Annotated in this window: 17 protein-coding genes; 3 read left to right on the forward strand and 14 right to left on the reverse strand. The window is 60.8% G+C overall.

Features of this window, described 5'->3' with window-relative positions; genetic code table 11:
- The 7 genes from holA to ACIQ47_RS10025 all read right to left on the reverse strand — a co-directional run.
- A partial coding sequence (holA, locus tag ACIQ47_RS09995; protein ID WP_396437989.1) for a DNA polymerase III subunit delta occupies positions 1-785 on the reverse strand: 785 nt, incomplete at its 3' end.
- A gap of 8 nt (positions 786-793) precedes the next feature.
- The gene (lptE, locus tag ACIQ47_RS10000; RefSeq protein WP_396437990.1) at positions 794-1330 is read right to left on the reverse strand and encodes an LPS assembly lipoprotein LptE; all 537 of its coding nucleotides are present in this window, start codon (positions 1328-1330) and stop codon (positions 794-796) included.
- Positions 1331-1372: 42 nt separating this feature from the next.
- Complete coding sequence (gene leuS / locus ACIQ47_RS10005; protein WP_396437991.1) at positions 1373-4102, reverse strand: leucine--tRNA ligase; 2730 nt, start codon at positions 4100-4102, stop codon at positions 1373-1375.
- Between the two features lie 79 nt (positions 4103-4181).
- Positions 4182-4601 carry an ExbD/TolR family protein gene (locus ACIQ47_RS10010; RefSeq protein WP_396437992.1) on the reverse strand — a complete coding sequence of 140 codons (420 nt, stop codon included), beginning with the start codon at positions 4599-4601 and terminating at the stop codon, positions 4182-4184.
- A 6-nt stretch (positions 4602-4607) separates the two neighbouring features.
- Positions 4608-5252, reverse strand: a complete 645-nt coding sequence (locus ACIQ47_RS10015) for a MotA/TolQ/ExbB proton channel family protein (protein ID WP_396437993.1) — start codon at positions 5250-5252, stop codon at positions 4608-4610.
- Positions 5253-5275: 23 nt separating this feature from the next.
- A complete protein-coding gene (gene dapB / locus ACIQ47_RS10020) occupies positions 5276-6091 on the reverse strand; it encodes a 4-hydroxy-tetrahydrodipicolinate reductase (RefSeq protein ID WP_396437994.1) in 816 nt (271 codons plus the stop codon).
- Positions 6092-6176: 85 nt separating this feature from the next.
- Entirely contained in the window at positions 6177-6737 is a 561-nt protein-coding gene (locus ACIQ47_RS10025; RefSeq protein WP_396437995.1) for an outer membrane protein assembly factor BamE, read from the reverse strand.
- Between the two features lie 84 nt (positions 6738-6821).
- On the opposite strand from ACIQ47_RS10025, the gene fur reads away from it, so the two are divergent.
- Positions 6822-7253: a ferric iron uptake transcriptional regulator gene (gene fur, locus ACIQ47_RS10030; RefSeq protein WP_396437996.1), complete on the forward strand. Its 432-nt coding sequence runs from the start codon at positions 6822-6824 to the stop codon at positions 7251-7253.
- A 20-nt stretch (positions 7254-7273) separates the two neighbouring features.
- Here the strand turns inward: fur and hprK are convergent, their stop codons facing one another.
- From hprK to ACIQ47_RS10050, 4 genes are all read right to left on the reverse strand, one after another.
- Entirely contained in the window at positions 7274-8215 is a 942-nt protein-coding gene (gene hprK / locus ACIQ47_RS10035) for an HPr(Ser) kinase/phosphatase (protein WP_108351590.1), read from the reverse strand.
- Positions 8216-8240: 25 nt separating this feature from the next.
- The gene (locus ACIQ47_RS10040) at positions 8241-8708 is read right to left on the reverse strand and encodes a PTS sugar transporter subunit IIA (RefSeq protein WP_396437997.1); all 468 of its coding nucleotides are present in this window, start codon (positions 8706-8708) and stop codon (positions 8241-8243) included.
- Between the two features lie 145 nt (positions 8709-8853).
- A complete protein-coding gene (gene hpf / locus ACIQ47_RS10045; protein WP_108362105.1) occupies positions 8854-9183 on the reverse strand; it encodes a ribosome hibernation-promoting factor, HPF/YfiA family in 330 nt (109 codons plus the stop codon).
- 240 nt (positions 9184-9423) lie between these two features.
- Entirely contained in the window at positions 9424-10650 is a 1227-nt protein-coding gene (locus ACIQ47_RS10050) for an MFS transporter (protein WP_396437998.1), read from the reverse strand.
- A gap of 99 nt (positions 10651-10749) precedes the next feature.
- On the opposite strand from ACIQ47_RS10050, the gene ACIQ47_RS10055 reads away from it, so the two are divergent.
- Both ACIQ47_RS10055 and corA read left to right on the forward strand, forming a co-directional pair.
- Positions 10750-11955: a patatin-like phospholipase family protein gene (locus tag ACIQ47_RS10055; RefSeq protein ID WP_396437999.1), complete on the forward strand. Its 1206-nt coding sequence runs from the start codon at positions 10750-10752 to the stop codon at positions 11953-11955.
- 156 nt (positions 11956-12111) lie between these two features.
- Positions 12112-13098, forward strand: coding sequence for a magnesium/cobalt transporter CorA (gene corA, locus ACIQ47_RS10060; RefSeq protein ID WP_396429197.1), 987 nt, complete (start codon positions 12112-12114; stop codon positions 13096-13098).
- Between the two features lie 7 nt (positions 13099-13105).
- Here corA and ACIQ47_RS10065 read toward each other — a convergent pair whose 3' ends face one another.
- From ACIQ47_RS10065 to pntB, 3 genes are all read right to left on the reverse strand, one after another.
- The gene (locus ACIQ47_RS10065) at positions 13106-13867 is read right to left on the reverse strand and encodes a 5'-methylthioadenosine/adenosylhomocysteine nucleosidase (protein ID WP_396438000.1); all 762 of its coding nucleotides are present in this window, start codon (positions 13865-13867) and stop codon (positions 13106-13108) included.
- A gap of 108 nt (positions 13868-13975) precedes the next feature.
- Positions 13976-15658, reverse strand: coding sequence for a long-chain-fatty-acid--CoA ligase (locus ACIQ47_RS10070; RefSeq protein WP_396438001.1), 1683 nt, complete (start codon positions 15656-15658; stop codon positions 13976-13978).
- 299 nt (positions 15659-15957) lie between these two features.
- Positions 15958-17376, reverse strand: a complete 1419-nt coding sequence (gene pntB, locus ACIQ47_RS10075; RefSeq protein ID WP_396438002.1) for a Re/Si-specific NAD(P)(+) transhydrogenase subunit beta — start codon at positions 17374-17376, stop codon at positions 15958-15960.
- Between the last annotated feature and the right edge of the window lie 142 nt (positions 17377-17518).

Here is a 17518-nt window from a genome sequence, read left to right on the forward strand (position 1 = left end):
CGGATGTCTTCGGCCAGTGTGTAGTGCACCAGCACCGCCGCTTCGCCCTCGGCCTGCAGGCCGTCGAGCATGCGTTGCACCCGGGCCACCTGGCCGGACAAGACCGATTCGGACAGCTTGAACACGTCATAGCGGGCCACGTTGACCACGGCCGACTCAACCTGCGCCTGGCTGAGTTCGCCCGCGGGGTAGAGCAGGCCCAGCTTTTGAATTTCTTGGTGCGCCGCCAGCAAGTTGCCCTCCACACGGTCGGCAAAAAACTGCAGCGTGCGCTGGCCTTCTTCGCCAGGCGCCACGCTTTGGCCTTGCTGCTGCAGGCGCTGAGCGATCCATTGGGGTAAGGCGTTTCGTTCAACCGGGTCGATCTGGATGGACACACCACCGTTTTCGAGCGCACCAAACCAGGCCCCCTTGCGGGTGGCCGCATCCAGGCGCGGCAGCAAGACCAAGGTCAAGGTGCTGTCATTGCCTTGGGCCGAGGCCACCAATTGCTGGATCGCGGCGCTGCCCTCCTTGCCGGGTTTGCCCGAGGGGATGCGCACTTCCACGATTTGTTTGTCGGCAAACAGGCTGAGCGAGCCGCCCGCGGCCAACACCTCGCTCCAGTCGAAATGGGCCCCAGACACAGTGTGCACACTGCGCTCGGTGTAGCCCTGAGCACGGGCACTGGCACGGATGACGTCGGCCGCCTCTTGCTGCATCAGGGGTTCATCGCCGTGCAAGATGTACAGACTGCGCAGGCCTTTTTGCAGGTGCGCACCGAGCTGGGGCAAGGCCAGTTGCATGGCGCGACTCAGGGTTTGGCCGTCGACGCGGCGCGGGGCTTGACCGCCGACAGTCGCCGCATGATCTGCTGCACGATGTCGGTCTGCATGTCGCGGTACATCGTGGCTTGCTCGATTTCTTTGGACAACGCTGCAGTTTCGGTGAAGCTCAGGTCGCGTTGCTGGGCCAGTTCGACGGGCTCGATCAAGTTAAGGCCTTGCGGCGTGCGCAAACGGAACCGCACGCGCAAGCGCAATTGCAGCTCGCGCACCTGGCCCGAGGCATTCACGCCCACCACCGCTTGCTCCCGGTTTTCGCTCAAAATGTCGAGAATGGCGTCGGCTGTGGCCAACTGTGCGGGCTCGGTCAGCAGCGAAATGCGGCCTGTGCCCAGCAAATTGCGGCGCAGCTCCACACCCAGGGGCGAGGTGGTCGGAAAATTGGCGTACAGGGTTTTGAACGGGTAATCGCCCGCGCCGCGCAACTGAAAGCCGCAGGCCGACAATCCGGCCAGCACTGGCACGGCACCGAGCATCAGGCCAAAGCGGCGGCGTGAGGTGTTCATCACAGGGCGATCATCGGGGTGTGCGGGCATCAGACCGTGGGCTCACAGCACCACGTTGACCAAACGGCCAGGCACCACGATGACCTTCTTGGGCGCGGCACCCGCCGCCTGCTTGACGACGGCTTCATGGGCCAGGGCGGCGGCTTCAATTTGCGCTTTGTCGGCGCTGGCAGGCACCAGGATGGACCCGCGCAGCTTGCCGTTGATTTGCAGCATGAGTTCGATCTGGTCGCGCTCCAATGCCGACTCGTCCACGGTGGGCCAAGGGGCATCCAGCAACTCGCCTGCGGCTTGGGCATAGCCCAGTTGTTGCCAGATGTCGTCGGTGATGTGCGGGCAAGCGGGGTAGAGCATGCGCATCAAGAGCGACACGCCTTCGCACAGGGCGGCGGTGTCGCCCTCTTTGAAAGGCCCACTGCCATCGGGCTTGAAGTCTTCCAGCGCGTTGAGCAGCTTCATGCAACCTGATACCACGGTGTTGTACTGCATGCGCTCGTAGTCGTAACCCACTTGCTTGAGCACCAGGTGCATCTCGCGGCGCAGGACTTTGGCCGAGTCGCCCAAAGCGGCCTGGCTCAGGTCTTGGCTGGTGGCCGAACGCAGCAGCTCGTGGTGCTTGAAAGCGAAGTTCCAAACCCGGCGCAAAAAGCGGTAACTGCCTTCCACAGCCGAGTCGTTCCACTCCAAGGTCACTTCGGGCGGCGCGGTGAACATGGTGTACAGACGCGCGGTGTCAGCGCCGTACTTCTCGATCAGGTCTTGCGGGTCCACGCCGTTGTTTTTCGACTTGGACATGGTGCCCACGCCCTCGTAGTCGATGGCGGTGCCCACGGGCAGACGACCATCGCCGCTGTCGGCTTCGTTCTTCAGCTTGGCACCCACCAATTTGCCAGCCTCGTCCAGCACATGCTCGACATCGTGCGGCCAGAAGTAATCCTTGCCGCCCTTGGCGGTGCGGCGCGAATAGATGTGGTTGAGCACCATGCCCTGCGTGAGCAGCTTGGTGAAGGGCTCATCGACCTTGACCAAGCCCAGATCGCGCATGACCTTGGTCCAAAAGCGGGCGTAGAGCAAGTGCAAGATGGCGTGCTCGATGCCGCCGATGTACTGGTCCATGCCGCTGCCGCCAGCGGCTTGGTTCTGATCGCGCATCCAGTAATCGGTACCGCCTGCCACCATGGCCTCGGTGTTGGTCGGGTCGCAATAGCGCATGAAATACCAGGACGAATCCACAAAGGTGTCCATGGTGTCGGTCTCGCGGCGTGCGGGCTTGCCACAAACAGGGCAAGTGACCCCAGCGTGAAAGCCTTCGTGCTTGTGAAGCGGGTTGCCCGAGCCGTCGGGGATGCAGTCTTTCGGCAACACCACGGGCAGGTCTTTTTCGGGCACCGGCACCGCACCGTGTTCGTCGCAGTGGATGATCGGGATGGGTGTACCCCAGTAGCGCTGGCGGCTCACGCCCCAGTCGCGCAGACGCCAGGTGGTTTTCTTCTCGCCCAAGCCTTTGGCGGCGAGCAACTCGGCGACCTTGGTGACGGCGGCCTTCTGGTTCAAGCCGTCGAGTTCACCGGAGTTCACAACCACGCAGCTTTGCTTGTCGCCATACCACTCTTGCCAGGTCTTGTCGTCAAAGGCCTGGTCCTTGACGGATACGACCTGCTGGATCGGCAGCGCGTACTTGAGCGCAAAAGCGAAGTCGCGCTCGTCGTGCGCCGGCACGCCCATGACGGCACCGTCGCCGTAGCTCATGAGCACGTAGTTACCAACCCAGACTTCGACCTGTGCCCCCGTCAACGGATGCGTGACGAACAGGCCGGTGGCCATGCCCTTTTTCTCTTGCGTGGCCAGCTCGGCCTCCGTCGTGCCGCCACTCTTGCACTCTTCCAAAAACGCGTACAAAACAGGATTGGACGAAGCAGCATGCAGCGCCAGCGGGTGTTCGGCCGCCACCGCGCAAAACGTCACGCCCATGATGGTGTCGGCGCGGGTGGTGAAGACATACATCTTGCCCTCGCCGATCAAAGCGCCGTCAGCGCCTTGGATGCTGTGCGGGAACGCAAAGCGCACGCCTTCGGATTTGCCAATCCAGTTTTCCTGCATCAGACGCACTTTGTCGGGCCAGCCGTTGAGCGTGGCCTTCTCGTTGCCGATCTGGACATGGTCCAGCAGCTCTTGTGCGTAGTGGGTGATGTTCAGGTAATAGCCCGGAATTTCACGCCTTTCAACTGGCGCGCCTGTGCGCCAGCCCTTGCCGTCGATCACCTGTTCGTTAGCCAGCACGGTCTGGTCCACCGGGTCCCAATTCACGACCTGGGTCTTGCGGTAGGCGATGCCTTTTTCGAGCATCTTCAAAAACAGCCACTGGTTCCACTTGTAATACGTCGGGTCGCAGGTGGCGACTTCGCGTGACCAATCAATGGCCAAGCCCATGGCCTGCATCTGCTTTTTCATGTACGCGATGTTTTCGTACGTCCACTTAGCCGGGGGCACGCCGTTTTTGAGGGCGGCATTTTCGGCGGGCAGACCAAACGCATCCCAGCCCATGGGCATGAGGACGTTGTAACCCTTCATGCGCAGGCTGCGCGTGAGCATGTCGTTGATGGTGTAGTTGCGCACATGGCCCATGTGCAGCTTGCCGCTGGGATACGGCAGCATGGAGCAGGCGTAGAACTTCTTTTTGCTGGCGTCTTCGGTGACGCGGTAGGCATCGCGGGCGGTCCAGCGGGACTGCGCTGCGGGTTCGACTTCGAGGTGGTTGTACTTGTCTTGCATAGGGCTAAATTGTAGGGGCTGGGCGGGTCATGGCCGGGCCGGGCGCAGCAAGGCCACTGCCGCTGGCGCAGCGGTGGCTTCAGGGCGAAACCACCTCGGCGACAAAGCCGATCCGACTCAAACCGGCTTTTTGGGCCAGCCCCATGGCCTCGACCACCCGGCCGTAGGGCACAGACGCGTCGGCGCGCAGTTCCAGCTCAGTCAGTGGGTTGCGGCGGGCAGCTTTGGCCAGTTGTTCGCGCAAAGCGTTTTCGGCGATCGGCTGTTCGTTCAAGAACCATTGGCCTTGCGCATCGACCACCAAGACCACAGCCTGGGGCGCAGCCCCCGGCTCACCGCCCTCGCTTTGGGGCAGGTCCAGACGGATGGCGCTGGTCATCAAGGGGGCGGTCAAAATAAAGATGACCAGCAACACCAGCATCACGTCCACCAGAGGCGTGACGTTGATTTCACTCATCGGCGCATCCCCTGGGCGGCTAGAGAGGCGACCAAAAGCCATGACCGCTCAGTCCCGGGGGCCGGTGAGCAAAGCGCGCACATCGTGGGCAAAGCCTTCGAGCTCGGCCTCGATATGCCCAATGCGCCGACCCAGCAGGTTGTAGCCCAGCACCGCCGGAATCGCCACCGCCAGACCGGCTGCGGTCATGACCAGGGCCTCGCCCACGGGTCCGGCAATTTGTTCGATGCGGATGGGGCCGCCCTCGGCCATGCCGCTCAGGGCATTGAAAATGCCCCAGACCGTACCCAACAAACCAATGAAGGGCGAGATGGAACCGGCCGTGGCCAGCAGCACCTGCCCCCATTGCAAGCGGCGCAGCACCGATTGCATGGCCTCGCGCAGCACGCGGGTGAGTTGGTGGTGGCGCTGACCGGCCGAGGCCAAAGTGCCCCCCAGAGGCAGCAAGGTGGCGTCGAGCAAAGGCAGCACACAGGATTCACGGTCAAACTGCGCCACGCGCTGGCGGGCATCGTCAAAACCCGCGGCCTGCCAGAATGCGGCCACGCTGCGCGGCACGTCTTGCGTGACCCGTGAGAGCAAACGCCATTTCCAGGCAATCACCACCCAACTGCCTACCGACAAGGCCAGCAACATGAGCGCCAGCACGCGGCTAAAGACATCGCTGTGCAGCAAAAAGTCGTTCAGGCTCATGGGTGGCTTTCAGGCAGGGCGCATCAGCGCAGCTTGAGCACGTCGAACATGTCAAACAGGCCACGTGGCTGACTGGCCAGGAAACGCACGGCACGCAAACTGCCTTGCGCATAAGTGGCGCGGCTGGACGATTTGTGCGTGACCTCGATGCGCTCGCCAATGCCTGCAAACAACACGGTGTGTTCGCCCACGATGTCACCGCCGCGAATGGTCGAAAAACCGATGGTGGAGGGGTCGCGCTTGCCCGTGTGGCCATAACGCTCGTACACGGCGCACGCTTTCAAATCACGCCCGATGGCCTCGGCGATCACCTCGCCCATCTTCAGGGCCGTGCCCGAAGGCGCATCCACCTTGTGGCGATGGTGGGCTTCGATGATCTCGATGTCGTAGCCTGTGGACATGGCCTGCGCGGCCATTTGCAGCAATTTCAAGGTGACGTTGACGCCCACACTCATGTTCGGGGCCATGACAATCGCTATGTCCTGGGCGATCTCGGCGATCTCGGCTTTTTGCGCATCGGTAAAGCCCGTGGTGCCAATGACCGCCTTGACGCCCAATTGACGGCAGACTTTAAGATGGGCCAGTGTGCCCTCGGGGCGGGTGAAATCGATCAGACAGGATGCACCTTGCAGGCCTGCGTGCAAATCGGCGGTGACGGTGGTGCCCGTGACCCGGCCCAACGCAGATCCGGCGTCTTGCCCAAGCGCTGGGCTGCCCGCGATGTCCAGTGCACCCGCAAGGCGACAGTCGTCGGTGGCCAAAATGGCTTCGATCAGCATGTGCCCCATGCGACCGGATGCGCCGGCGACGGTGATGGGCAAAAGGTTCGTTGAGGTCATGGCTTGAATGGGCAAAATGGAAAAGGTGCGGTCCAAAAAGGGCTCGGGGAACAATGGCCCATCACAGGGCACCGGGGCCGTGTGTTCAGCGAACGGCCGGCTCCAAAGGCGGGTAGTTGCGCGGCAAAGCCGCTGGCGCGGTGGGCACTGCGGGCGCATCGGTCCGGGTGGCGCTGGCGGCAGGCGCAAATTTCTTCAAATCCTCTTCGCTGGCTTGCAGGGCGGGCAGTTTGCCCACCGCCTGGGGGCGCACCAGGCGCCCGGCAAAATCTGACTCGCTGGGCAGCACGTCGCTGTCAACCTGTTCGAGCACATCGCCCTTGAAGTACACCGTGAGCCTGAAATTTTGCGCGGCCACGCCCTGGCGCTGAATGCTGAAGGCATAGTCCCAGCGGTTGGCATGGAACAAACTGGCGATCAAGGGAGTGCCCAGGATGTCGCGCACCTGAGCGCGCGCCATGCCGGGGCGCAAGGCCTGGCGCTGCTCGTTGGAGACAAAGTTGCCTTGCACCACCTCGGGCACAAAGGGCTTGAAGGTGTCGCGACTCACGGAACTGGTCAGGCGGCCGCAACCGACCAGGCTCACACCCAGCAAGAGGGCTGCCAGGCCATGGACGGAAAGACGGAAAGTCAGGGAAGCTGTCATGGTTGAGGGTGTGCCGATATGATGTGGTCATTGTAGCGGCAGCCTTGCCGCTGGACCGCCACTGGCACCCCACACACACAGCCCATGAGCCAGATCGACGAACTGAAAAACAACGGCCTCAAAGCCACGTTGCCGCGCCTGAAAATCTTGGAAGTTTTTCAAATCGGCTTGCTGCGCCACATGACCGCCGAGGATGTGTTTCGTCAACTCCTCAAGGACAACGCCGACATTGGCCTGGCCACCGTTTACCGGGTGCTGACCCAGTTCGAGCAAGCGGGCATCCTCAGCCGCAACCACTTTGAGAGTGGCAAAGCCGTTTACGAACTCAACGAAGGCCAGCACCACGACCACATGGTGTGTCTGGACTGCGGCCGGGTGGAAGAGTTTTATGACGCGGAAATCGAGTCGCGCCAGCAAGCCGTGGCCCAGGCCAAGGGCTTTGTGATCGCCGACCACGCTCTGAGCCTTTACGCCCACTGCACGCAACAGAACTGCCCGCACCGCAACGCCCGCTGAAAAAGCGCTTGCCTCAGTTTTCAGCCCATGGCGCGGCGCTGGCGCTCGATGAAGTCTTGGTAGGTGTCGATGCCGCGCATCTGCAAGATGGTGTTGCGCACGGCCGCCTCCACCAACACCGCGATGTTGCGCCCGGCCATGACCTGGATCACCACCTTTTGCACCGGGATGCCCAGCACGTCTTGCCGCAAGGGCTCGGAGGGCAGGCGCTCGTAATCGCGCTCCAAGGTTTCACGGCGCACCAGGTGCACGATGAGTTTGAGCCGCATTTTGCGGCGCACCGCCGTTTCGCCAAAAATGGCGCGAATGTCCAAGAGGCCAATGCCGCGCACTTCCAGCAGGTTTTGCAGCAGATCAGGGCAACGCGCTTCGATGGTGGTCTGGTTGATGCGGTACAGGTCTACCGCATCGTCGGCCACCAAGCCATTGCCACGCGAGATCAACTCCAGGCCCAGCTCGCTTTTGCCCAGACCTGACTCGCCCGTGATCAACACACCCATGCCCAAAATGTCCATGAACACACCGTGCATGGTGATGCGATCTGCAAAGTGTTTGGACAAATAAGCACGCAACACATCGATCACAAAGGCCGAGGATTGCTGGGTGGCAAACATTGGAATTTGGGCCCGCTCGCACATGGCCAGCAAGGCATCGGGTGCGGTTTGACCGTCGGCCAGCACCAGCACCGGTGGCTCCAGCGTCACGATGCGCGCGATGCGCCGCGAGCAGTCGTCAGGCGTGCCATTCGTCAGGTAAGCAACTTCGCGCGGCCCCAAAATCTGGACTCGGTAAGGATGGATGTAGTTGAGGTAACCCACCAGGTCGGCACCGGAGCGGGCCTGGCGCACGGCGACCTCGTCAAAGCGCCGCTCCGATGCACCCAAGCCCGCTTGCCACTGCCACCTGAGTTGTTTGCGATGGTCCTCAAAGAGGACATCGGCGCTGATGACGGAGGGTTTCATCGCCTGCAGGCTGTGAAAAAGGAATTCAGGCGGTTTGAGCCGATTGCCACTGGGCGATCAACTGGTGCAGACCTGCCTGGGCCGTGCTGCTCTTGATGCTTTCGCGCAAAGCGGTGTCGCTGAGCAACTCGGCAATCTCGGACAAAATTTCCAGATGCTTTTGGGTCGCCGCTTCGGGTACCAGCAAAAAGATCAGCAAGTTGACCGGTTGCTCGTCCGGTGCATCAAAACCAATGGGCTGGGCCAACTGAAAGACGGCGGCCATCGGGGATTTGAGGCCCTTGATGCGACCGTGCGGGATGGCCACACCGTGGCCCAGGCCCGTGGAGCCCAAACGCTCGCGGGCAAACAGGCTGTCGGTGACCAAGGCACGCGAAAGGCCATGCAGATTCTCAAAGAGAAGTCCGGCTTCTTCAAATGCACGTTTCTTGCTGGTGGCTTCCACCCCCACAAGAACTTGGGCAACAGGCAATATGGATGAGAGTCGGTTCATGGTCGAGGCAGGATTATGCACCCGAACCGCAAACAGGCTTTGTCACTGGCTCGACCGGATCGCGACAGCTCGAGCCGGCAAGCCGTCCAGATCGCGAAAAAAAAGGGCCACTTGCAGCGGCCCTGGTGAGAGAGAAATGAAGAGATCACATCATGCGCTTAGGCGCACTGTGGTGGTGGTCGGTGATGCGGTCCTTGTGTTTGACCACCTGACGATCGAGTTTGTCCACCAAATCATCCACAGCGGCGTACAGGTCCTCGTGGGCACTTTCGGCGAACAGGTCATTGCCTTTGACGTGGATGTTGCATTCGGCGCGTTGGCGTTTGTCTTTTTCCTTCTGCTTTTCGACGGTCAGCAGCACTTTGACATCGACCACCTGATCAAAATGCCGGGTGATGCGGTCAAGTTTCCCCGTGACGTACTGGCGCAAAGCCGGGGTCACTTCCAAATGGTGCCCGCTGATGGTTAAATTCATAATCGTCGTCTCCATAGATTCAGGGTAAGGAAAGCCCCGCCGGGGCGGGACTCTGAAACCACCTTTGAGGGGTGGCTCATCCCCACTATGCGCCCCCCGAAATGGAAAAGCAATACGCCCAAAACTAAACCTGTAAAGACCCTCTCTTTTGTCCCAAAAGCCCCATTTCGGTGCTATCGTGTGAGTTGGATCTGGGCTTTGGTCAGGCCCGTCTCAGCGAAACCCAGGGCCCTGAACCCCTCAGCCCGCCCCCTGCGCTGGAGCCCCATGCAGGCGCAAATGCCCCGCCAGCCAGACGCTGAGCAAGCTGGCCACTACCCCCAACAAGCCCGCCACCCAATACAAGGTGAGTTGCCCCTGCGCGTCGCGCCCGATGATGAACCCCGCCACCAGCGCTGCCAAGCCCATGGAGGCCGACTGCACGGCCGAGTTCAGGGTCATGAAAGTGCCGCGCAAACGGGGCAGGGCAGCTGAAGAAATCATCGCCATGCCGGGAATCATGCGTCCGCTCATGACGGTGAAGAACAGCGTCGATATGGCCAGCAAGCCCCACAAGGGCAACCCTTGCGAGAGCGTGGTGGCCATCAAGGGCACGGTCACCGCCAAAGCCAGGCGCTGGAACATCCGGACCTTGCCCACCCGGTCCGTCAGGCGGCCAAAGTAGCGTGCACTGAGCAAGGTGGCCAAGCCGCCGCAAAGGTAGATCCAAGGCACCTCAGATGCCTGCATGCCCGCGTTGGATTGCAGGTAAATGGTGATGTAAGGAATCACGGTGAACGCGGCGAACATCATCAGACCCGACACGGCAAACGCCTTGAGGTGGTTGGGCTCGGCCAGCACCTGGCCGATGCCGCGCCAAACGCTCACCCTCTCGGGGTGGTGCAAGTGCGCATCCAGCCGCGGCAAGGTCTGCCAAGCCCCCAGCGCCAGCAGACCCACCAGTGCCGCGATGCCCACAAAAGGTGCATGCCAGTTGAAATGCGCTGCCAAAAACAGGCCCAGCGGCACACCCGCGACGGTGGACACGGAAAACGAGGTCATCACCACGCTCATGGCGCGGCCTCGGCGCTCGAAGGGGATCACATCCGCCACGATGGTCTGGGACAGGGCTGACAAAACGCCGCCAAACAAACCTGCAGCCACACGCGCCACCATCAACCACACATAGTCGGGGGCAAAGGCACAAGCGAGCGTAGCCAACCCGAACAGGCTGTACATGCTCAGCAGCAACTGTTTGCGGCCGAAACGGTCAATGTAGGTGGCCGCCATCAAACCCGAAAAGCCTGCCGACAAGGTGTAGGCCGACACCAACAACCCAAACTGGGCGTTGCTGATGCCGAACAAAGCCGTGAACTGCGGACCCAGTGGCATCATGATCATGAAATCGAGGATGTGGGTGAACTGGATGCCAGCCAGCGTCAAGAGCAGCCAGCGCTCACGGCGCGGGGTCAAGTGGGGGGTGGTCATGGAACAATGCTGAAGAATAGACTGAATCTAACACCCCCAGCCACCCACAGCCGTTCTCCCCCTCACATGCCCATTGACCCCTTGACGACCGCCCGGCCAATGTCACCCCCTGCAGCCCACCTGTCAGCGCATCCGCACCCCATGCTGGGGCTGGTTCTGATGGGCGGCGGCGCGCGAACCGCTTACCAAGCAGGGGCGCTGCAGGCCATTGGCCAGTTGCTGAGCCACCAGGCTGGCTCTTCAAAAGCCTTCCCGTTCCAAGTGCTGGCGGGCACATCGGCCGGTGCCTTGAACGCCACATTTTTGGCCAGCAAGGCCATGGATGGCTTGGCAGGACTGGAAGAATTGGCCCATTTTTGGACCGGTATCCGCACGGAAGCGGTATACCGCTTGCCCCAAACCCCGCTGGACAAGTTCAGTCGATGGGCCACCGCTTTCGGTTTGCTGCGCTCTGCCCGCGCCCATGCCGCCGCGATGGACAGCCTGGCCCTGGTCAACACCTTGCACCGGGCGATTGCCCTCGATCGGATCGACACGGCCTTGAACCACGGCGTGCTGCAGGCCCTGGCGGTCACCGCGTCCAGTTATTCCAGCGGTATTCATTGGACGTTTTGCCAAACCCGCGACGGCCAGCCCATCCCATGGAGTCGCCCGGGCCGTCGCGCCGAGCAGCAACCCATCACCATCGAACACCTGATGGCGTCCAGCGCCATCCCCTTCATTTTCCCGTCTACGCCTTTGTGGGTGGACGGCGGCATGGAATTTTTCGGAGACGGCTCGATGCGCCAGATCTCGCCCTTGTCCTCGGCGGTGCAACTCGGGGCCGACCGGATTTTGGCCATTGGCGTGAGCCAACCGCCACGCGCCAATCTGATGGCTTCAGCCCACACCGCAGGCCCCCCCTCCTTGGGCACCATCACTGGCCACGCCATGGCCAGCGTCTTTCACGACACCCTTGAGGCCGATGTGGAACAGATCGAACGCATCAACCAAGCCCTGGAACAACTGCCTGAGGCGATCCGTGTGGGTCTGCCCCTGCGCCCAGTTCAGGTCTTGACACTGCAGCCCAGCGCCTCGCTCGACGCCTTGGCTCAAGACCATGCCCACACCTTGCCCCGACCCATTCTTCGGGTGCTGGAGGGGCTGGGCGCCCTGCGCGGCAGTGGTGCGGCGCTGGCCAGCTATTTGTTGTTCGAGCCGGGCTTCATCGCGGCGCTGATGGCCCTGGGCCAAGCCGACGTGCAGGCCCGCGCTGACGAAATCCTGTCTTTTCTCAACCCAGCAGGGGAACATCCGGTGCGATAATCCGCCGATTCATTCTGGAGACACATTGCCGTGGAAACTACCCCGAGTCGGTAGCTTTCGAACGCCTTGAGCATGAGCCCATCGTTCGAAAGCTGCAGAAACACCCCTTCGCTGCCCCTTTGAACTTTTGGCACTTGGCCACTTTTCGGATTCGCCATGCTCAACATCTTCACCCTCGTCAACGGCCGACTCTTCCAGGAAGAGATCGAGTCGCTCGAAGAACTCTCCCGCTTCCAGCCCATCTGGGTTGACCTGGAGTCGCCCACGCTGGAAGAAAAACGCTGGATCAAGCAATACTTTGGCTTGTTAATCCCCGAAGACGCGATGGACGAGGACATCGAAGAATCCGCGCGCTTTTACGAAGAGGACAACGGCGAGCTGCACATCCGCTCCGACTTTTTGATCGCCGACGATGACGAGCCCCGTACCGTGCGCTGCGCTTTCATCCTGAATCAGCACAACGCCGACTTGAAAAGCCAGGGCGTGCTGTTTTCCATCCATGACGAAGACGTGCCGGTGTTCCGCCTTTTGCGCATGCGCGCACGGCGGGCACCCGGACTGATAGAAGATGCCAAGGAAGTGCTGCTCAAACTGTTTGACGCCGACGCCGAATACTCAGCGGACACACTCGAAGGCATTTACGATCAGCTCGAAAAAGTGGGCAACACCGTGCTGTCGGGCGATGTGACCGACGCCATGGCCAGCGAAGTGCTGGGCGCCATTGCCCGGCAAGAAGACATGAACGGTCGCATCCGTCGCAACGTGATGGACACACGCCGCGCCCTGAGCTTCATGATGCGCTCCAAAATGCTCAACGCCGACCAGTTTGAAGACGCACGCCAGATCATGCGCGACATCGACTCACTCGACTCGCACACGGCATTTTTGTTCGACAAGATCAACTTCCTGATGGACGCCACCGTTGGTTTCATCAACATCAACCAGAACAAGATCATCAAGATCTTCTCGGTGGCCAGTGTGGCCTTGCTGCCACCCACCTTGATCGCCAGCTTGTATGGCATGAACTTTCAGTACATGCCCGAGTTGTCCCAAAAATGGGGTTACCCCTATGCCCTGGCGCTGATGGCCGCCAGCGCCGTGGTGCCCATGTGGTACTTCCGCAGGCGCGGTTGGCTCAAATAAAGCCCACTCATGCGGGTGGGCGTTTGGCCAACCACTGCGACAAAATAGCCCGGCTGTAGCGGCTGGCCACCTCACGAATGAAACGATTGAAATCGGTGTGCGCTGCGTCGTCTGCGCGGTCCGAAATGGTGCGCACCGCTGCAAACGGCAAGCCATAGTCCCAGCACACCTGGGCCACCGCTGCGCCCTCCATCTCCACCGCCAAAGCCTCTGGCAAGGATTCGCGAAGCGCCTGACTTTCGGCGTTGGTCGAGACAAAGCGATCACCGCTGACGATCAAGCCTTGCTGCACCTTGGGCGAACTCAGTTGAAACTGGGCCAAGGTCTCAGGGCCCAAATGCCGCTCAGCCGCCTGCAGCACCTGCTGCGCAGCTTCAGCCAATTGAACCGACAAAACGGCATCGGCCTCAAAAAGAGCCCGACCATACAGCGGCACCTCGTGCCTGGGAAACAGTGGCGAAGCATCCATGTCGTGCTGAATGAAGCCACTGGCCACCACCACATCGCCCACGCGCACCCCCGGACCCAATCCACCCGCCACGCCGGTGAACACCAGCGCATTCACCCCAAAGCGCTCCAGCATCACCGTGGCGGTGGTGGCCGCCGCCACTTTGCCAATGCGCGAGAGCACCGCCACGACCGCATGGCCTTGCCAGTGACCCACCCAGAATTCACGCCCCGCTACAACCACCCGCTGCTCGTCGGGCATGTCGGCCAGCACAGCGGCCAGCTCTTCGTGCAGGGCACTCATGATGCCGATCACCGTCATGAATCATCCTTTGTTTTGTGCATCAAAAATAGGCGTCAAATTGAAAACGGCCACAAGCAAACTTGTGGCCGCCAAACTCAGCCCCGGCGCATCCGGGGCAGCCCAACATCAAGCTTTATCGCGCAACTCACGCCGCAAGATTTTGCCCACAGGCGTTTTGGGCAACTCGGTGCGGAACTCGATCACCCGAGGCTGCTTGTAAGCGGTCATGTTCTCGCGGCAATAGGCCAAGATCTGCGCCTCGGTCAATGCCGGGTCTTTGCGCACCACGACCAGCTTGACGGTCTCACCGGTTTTCTCATCGGGCACACCAATGGCCGCGCATTCCAGCACACCCGGACAAGCCGAAGCGACTTCCTCGACCTCGTTGGGGTAGACGTTGAAACCACTGACCAGGATCATGTCTTTCTTGCGGTCAATGATTTTGAAGAATCCCCGCGCATCCACAGTGCCGACATCGCCGGATTTGAAGTACCCATCGGCCGTCATGACCTTGGCGGTCTCGTCAGGGCGCTGCCAGTAACCGGCCATCACCTGCGGGCCTTTGATGGCGATCTCGCCGGGCTGCCCCACTTCGGTCACTTCCTGCCCGTCGTCGTCCAGCAGCTTCATCCAGGTCCCGGGCAAGGGCACGCCGATGGTGCCGGTGAACTCGGTGCTGGTGGTCGGGTTGCAACTGGCCGATGGGCTGGTCTCGGACAAGCCATAACCTTCGCAAATGGGGCAGCCGGTTTTCTCCAGCCAGAGCTTGGCCACGTTGGGCGTGACAGCCGTGCCGCCGCCCAAAGACACTTTCAGGTTGGACCAGTTCACCGTGTTGAAATCCGGATGGTTGGCCAAACCATTGAACAAGGTGTTCACGGCCGGGAAGCTGTGGAAGGTGTGCTTGGACAACTCCTTGAGCACAGCTGGCAGATCGCGCGGATTGGGAATCAGGATGGTCTTGCCGCCCATGCGCAGACCCAGCATCATGTTCACCGTGAAAGCGAAGATGTGGTACAGCGGCAAAGCACACACACTGGTGGGCTGCTCGCCTGCCGGGATGCGCTTCATGACCGGCCTGTTCCAGGCCTCTGACTGCAAAACGTTGGCAATGACATTGCTGTGCAGCAGTACCGCACCTTTGGACACGCCGGTGGTGCCGCCTGTGTACTGCAGCACCGCGATGTCATCGGCTGTCAACTCGGGCTTGCGAAAGGCTTGTTGACGCCCTATGGACAAAGCGTCATTGAAGCGCACCGCCTGGGGCAGGCGAAAGGCCGGCACCATTTTCTTGACGTTGCGCACCACGTAATTGACCAAGCCGCCCTTGAGCAGGCCCAGTCGGTCACCCATGGCCGCCAAAATCACATGCTGCACTGGGGTTTGTGCAATGCACTTTTCGAGGGTGGCGGCAAAGTTCTCGATGATGACAATCGCCTTGGCCCCCGAGTCCTTGAGCTGGTGCTCCAGTTCACGGGCGGTGTACAACGGATTGACATTGACCACCACCAAACCGGCCCGCAAAATGGCCGCCACTGCCACAGGGTACTGCGGCACATTGGGCATCATGACCGCGACGCGATCGCCTTTGCTCAAGCCCAACGATTGCAAGTAAGCTGCTAGCCCCAAGCTTTCCTGGTCGGTTTGGGCAAAGCTCAAATCCTTGCCCATGAAGCTGTAAGCAGTGCGATCTGCGTATTTGGCAAAACTCTCTTCGAGCAAGCCCACCAGCGAGCTGTATTGGCTGGGATCAATGTCAGCGGGCACACCTTCTGGGTAACTCTTGAGCCAAATGGGATTCAGGTACATGTGAGGTTCTCCTGCGATCAGTCTACCGCACTCCTGACGTCAAACTGACGCTTACTCATGCTGGATTTCCCGAGGTTTGCAAGCAAAGGCCATGGCCTCTTGGCACCCCACTGTGCAGGATGAAAAAACCATGCATCAAAGACCCATGAACTCACCACAACGGACACCAAGGAAAAGACCGGATCGCAGGCTTGCGTCGTGAACATGGCCGATGTTGGCAGTGGCGAATCTTGGTACACGAAAACACCATCAGAAAAAAGGGGCCACAGGGGCCCCTTGTCTGACGTGCGGCGGCAGCCTCAAGCCTTCAAGGCCATCAGCACCTCATCGAGCATCTTTTTGGCATCGCCAAACAACATGCGGTTGTTCTCTTTGTAGAACAGCGGGTTGTCCACGCCGGCGTAGCCGCTGGCCATGGAACGCTTCATCACAATGCTGGTGCGGGCCTTCCAGACTTCGAGCACCGGCATGCCGGCGATCGGGCTGTTCGGGTCATCCTGCGCCGCAGGGTTCACGATGTCGTTGGCACCGATCACGATGGCCACGTCGGTGTCCGGGAAGTCGTCGTTGAGCTCGTCCATCTCGAACACGATGTCGTAAGGCACTTTGGCCTCGGCCAACAAGACATTCATGTGGCCCGGCATGCGGCCCGCCACGGGGTGGATGCCAAAGCGCACGTTCACGCCTTTTCCACGCAGTTGCTTGGTGATTTCAAACACCGTGTGCTGCGCCTGCGCCACGGCCATGCCGTAGCCGGGCACCACGATCACGTTTTTGGCGTCACGCAGCAGCTCGGCTGTTTCAGCGGCCAAGATGGGGCTGACCTCGCCCACCGGCTCGGCCGCTTCGCCCGTTGGCTTGGGCGCTGCGGCCGTGGTGCCAAAGCCCCCGGCGATCACGCTGATGAAACTCCGGTTCATGGCGTTGCACATGATGTAGGACAAAATCGCGCCACTGGAGCCGACCAAGGCACCGATCACGATCAACAAGTCGTTGCTCAGCATGAAGCCGGTGGCCGCTGCGGCCCAGCCTGAATAGCTGTTGAGCATGGACACCACCACCGGCATGTCGGCACCACCAATGGCCATGACCATGTGGATACCAAACAGCAAAGCGATGGCGGTCATGATGAACAAAGGCAGCATGCCCTCTTCCACCGTGTGGGCGTTCATGAATTCACGGCCAAAATAAATCACCGCAATCAAGCCCACCAGATTGAGCCAATGGCGGCCGGGCAACAACAAGGGGCTGCCACCGATGCGGCCGGACAACTTGCCAAACGCCGCCACCGAACCGGAAAAAGTCACAGCGCCGATGAAGATACCAATGTAGATTTCACCCGCGTGGATGGCGTGCGCTGCGCCTTCCAAATTCTTGGAAGCTTCGGGGTCCACGTAAGTGGCATAACCCACCAGCGCCGCCGCCATGCCGACCATGCTGTGCATGAGCGCCACGAGTTCGGGCATTTGCGTCATCTGCACTTTGCGCGCAGCGTACAGGCCAATGATCGCGCCCACCAGCATGGTGCCCAAGATCATGGGGATGCCCTCGGCCGTGACTTGCGGGCCAAAGATGGTGGCCAGGACGGCCAGGCTCATGCCGATCATGCCGTAGAGGTTGCCGCGCCGTGCGGTTTCCTGGTTGGACAAACCGCCCAGGCTGAGGATGAAAAGAATGGTAGCGCCGATGTAGGCGACCGTGGCCAGACTTGAGTTCATAAACGTCTCTTTTCTTAATCGGTCGGGGACAGAGCTGAAGATCTGTCCCCAAATTCTTCAATCAGTCGGGGACAGAGCTGAAGATCTGTCCCCAAATTCTTCAATCAGTCGGGGACAGAGCTGAAGATCTGTCCCCAAATTC

The organism is Limnohabitans sp., from assembly GCF_044373035.1.
GTDB lineage: Bacteria > Pseudomonadota > Gammaproteobacteria > Burkholderiales > Burkholderiaceae_C > Limnohabitans_A.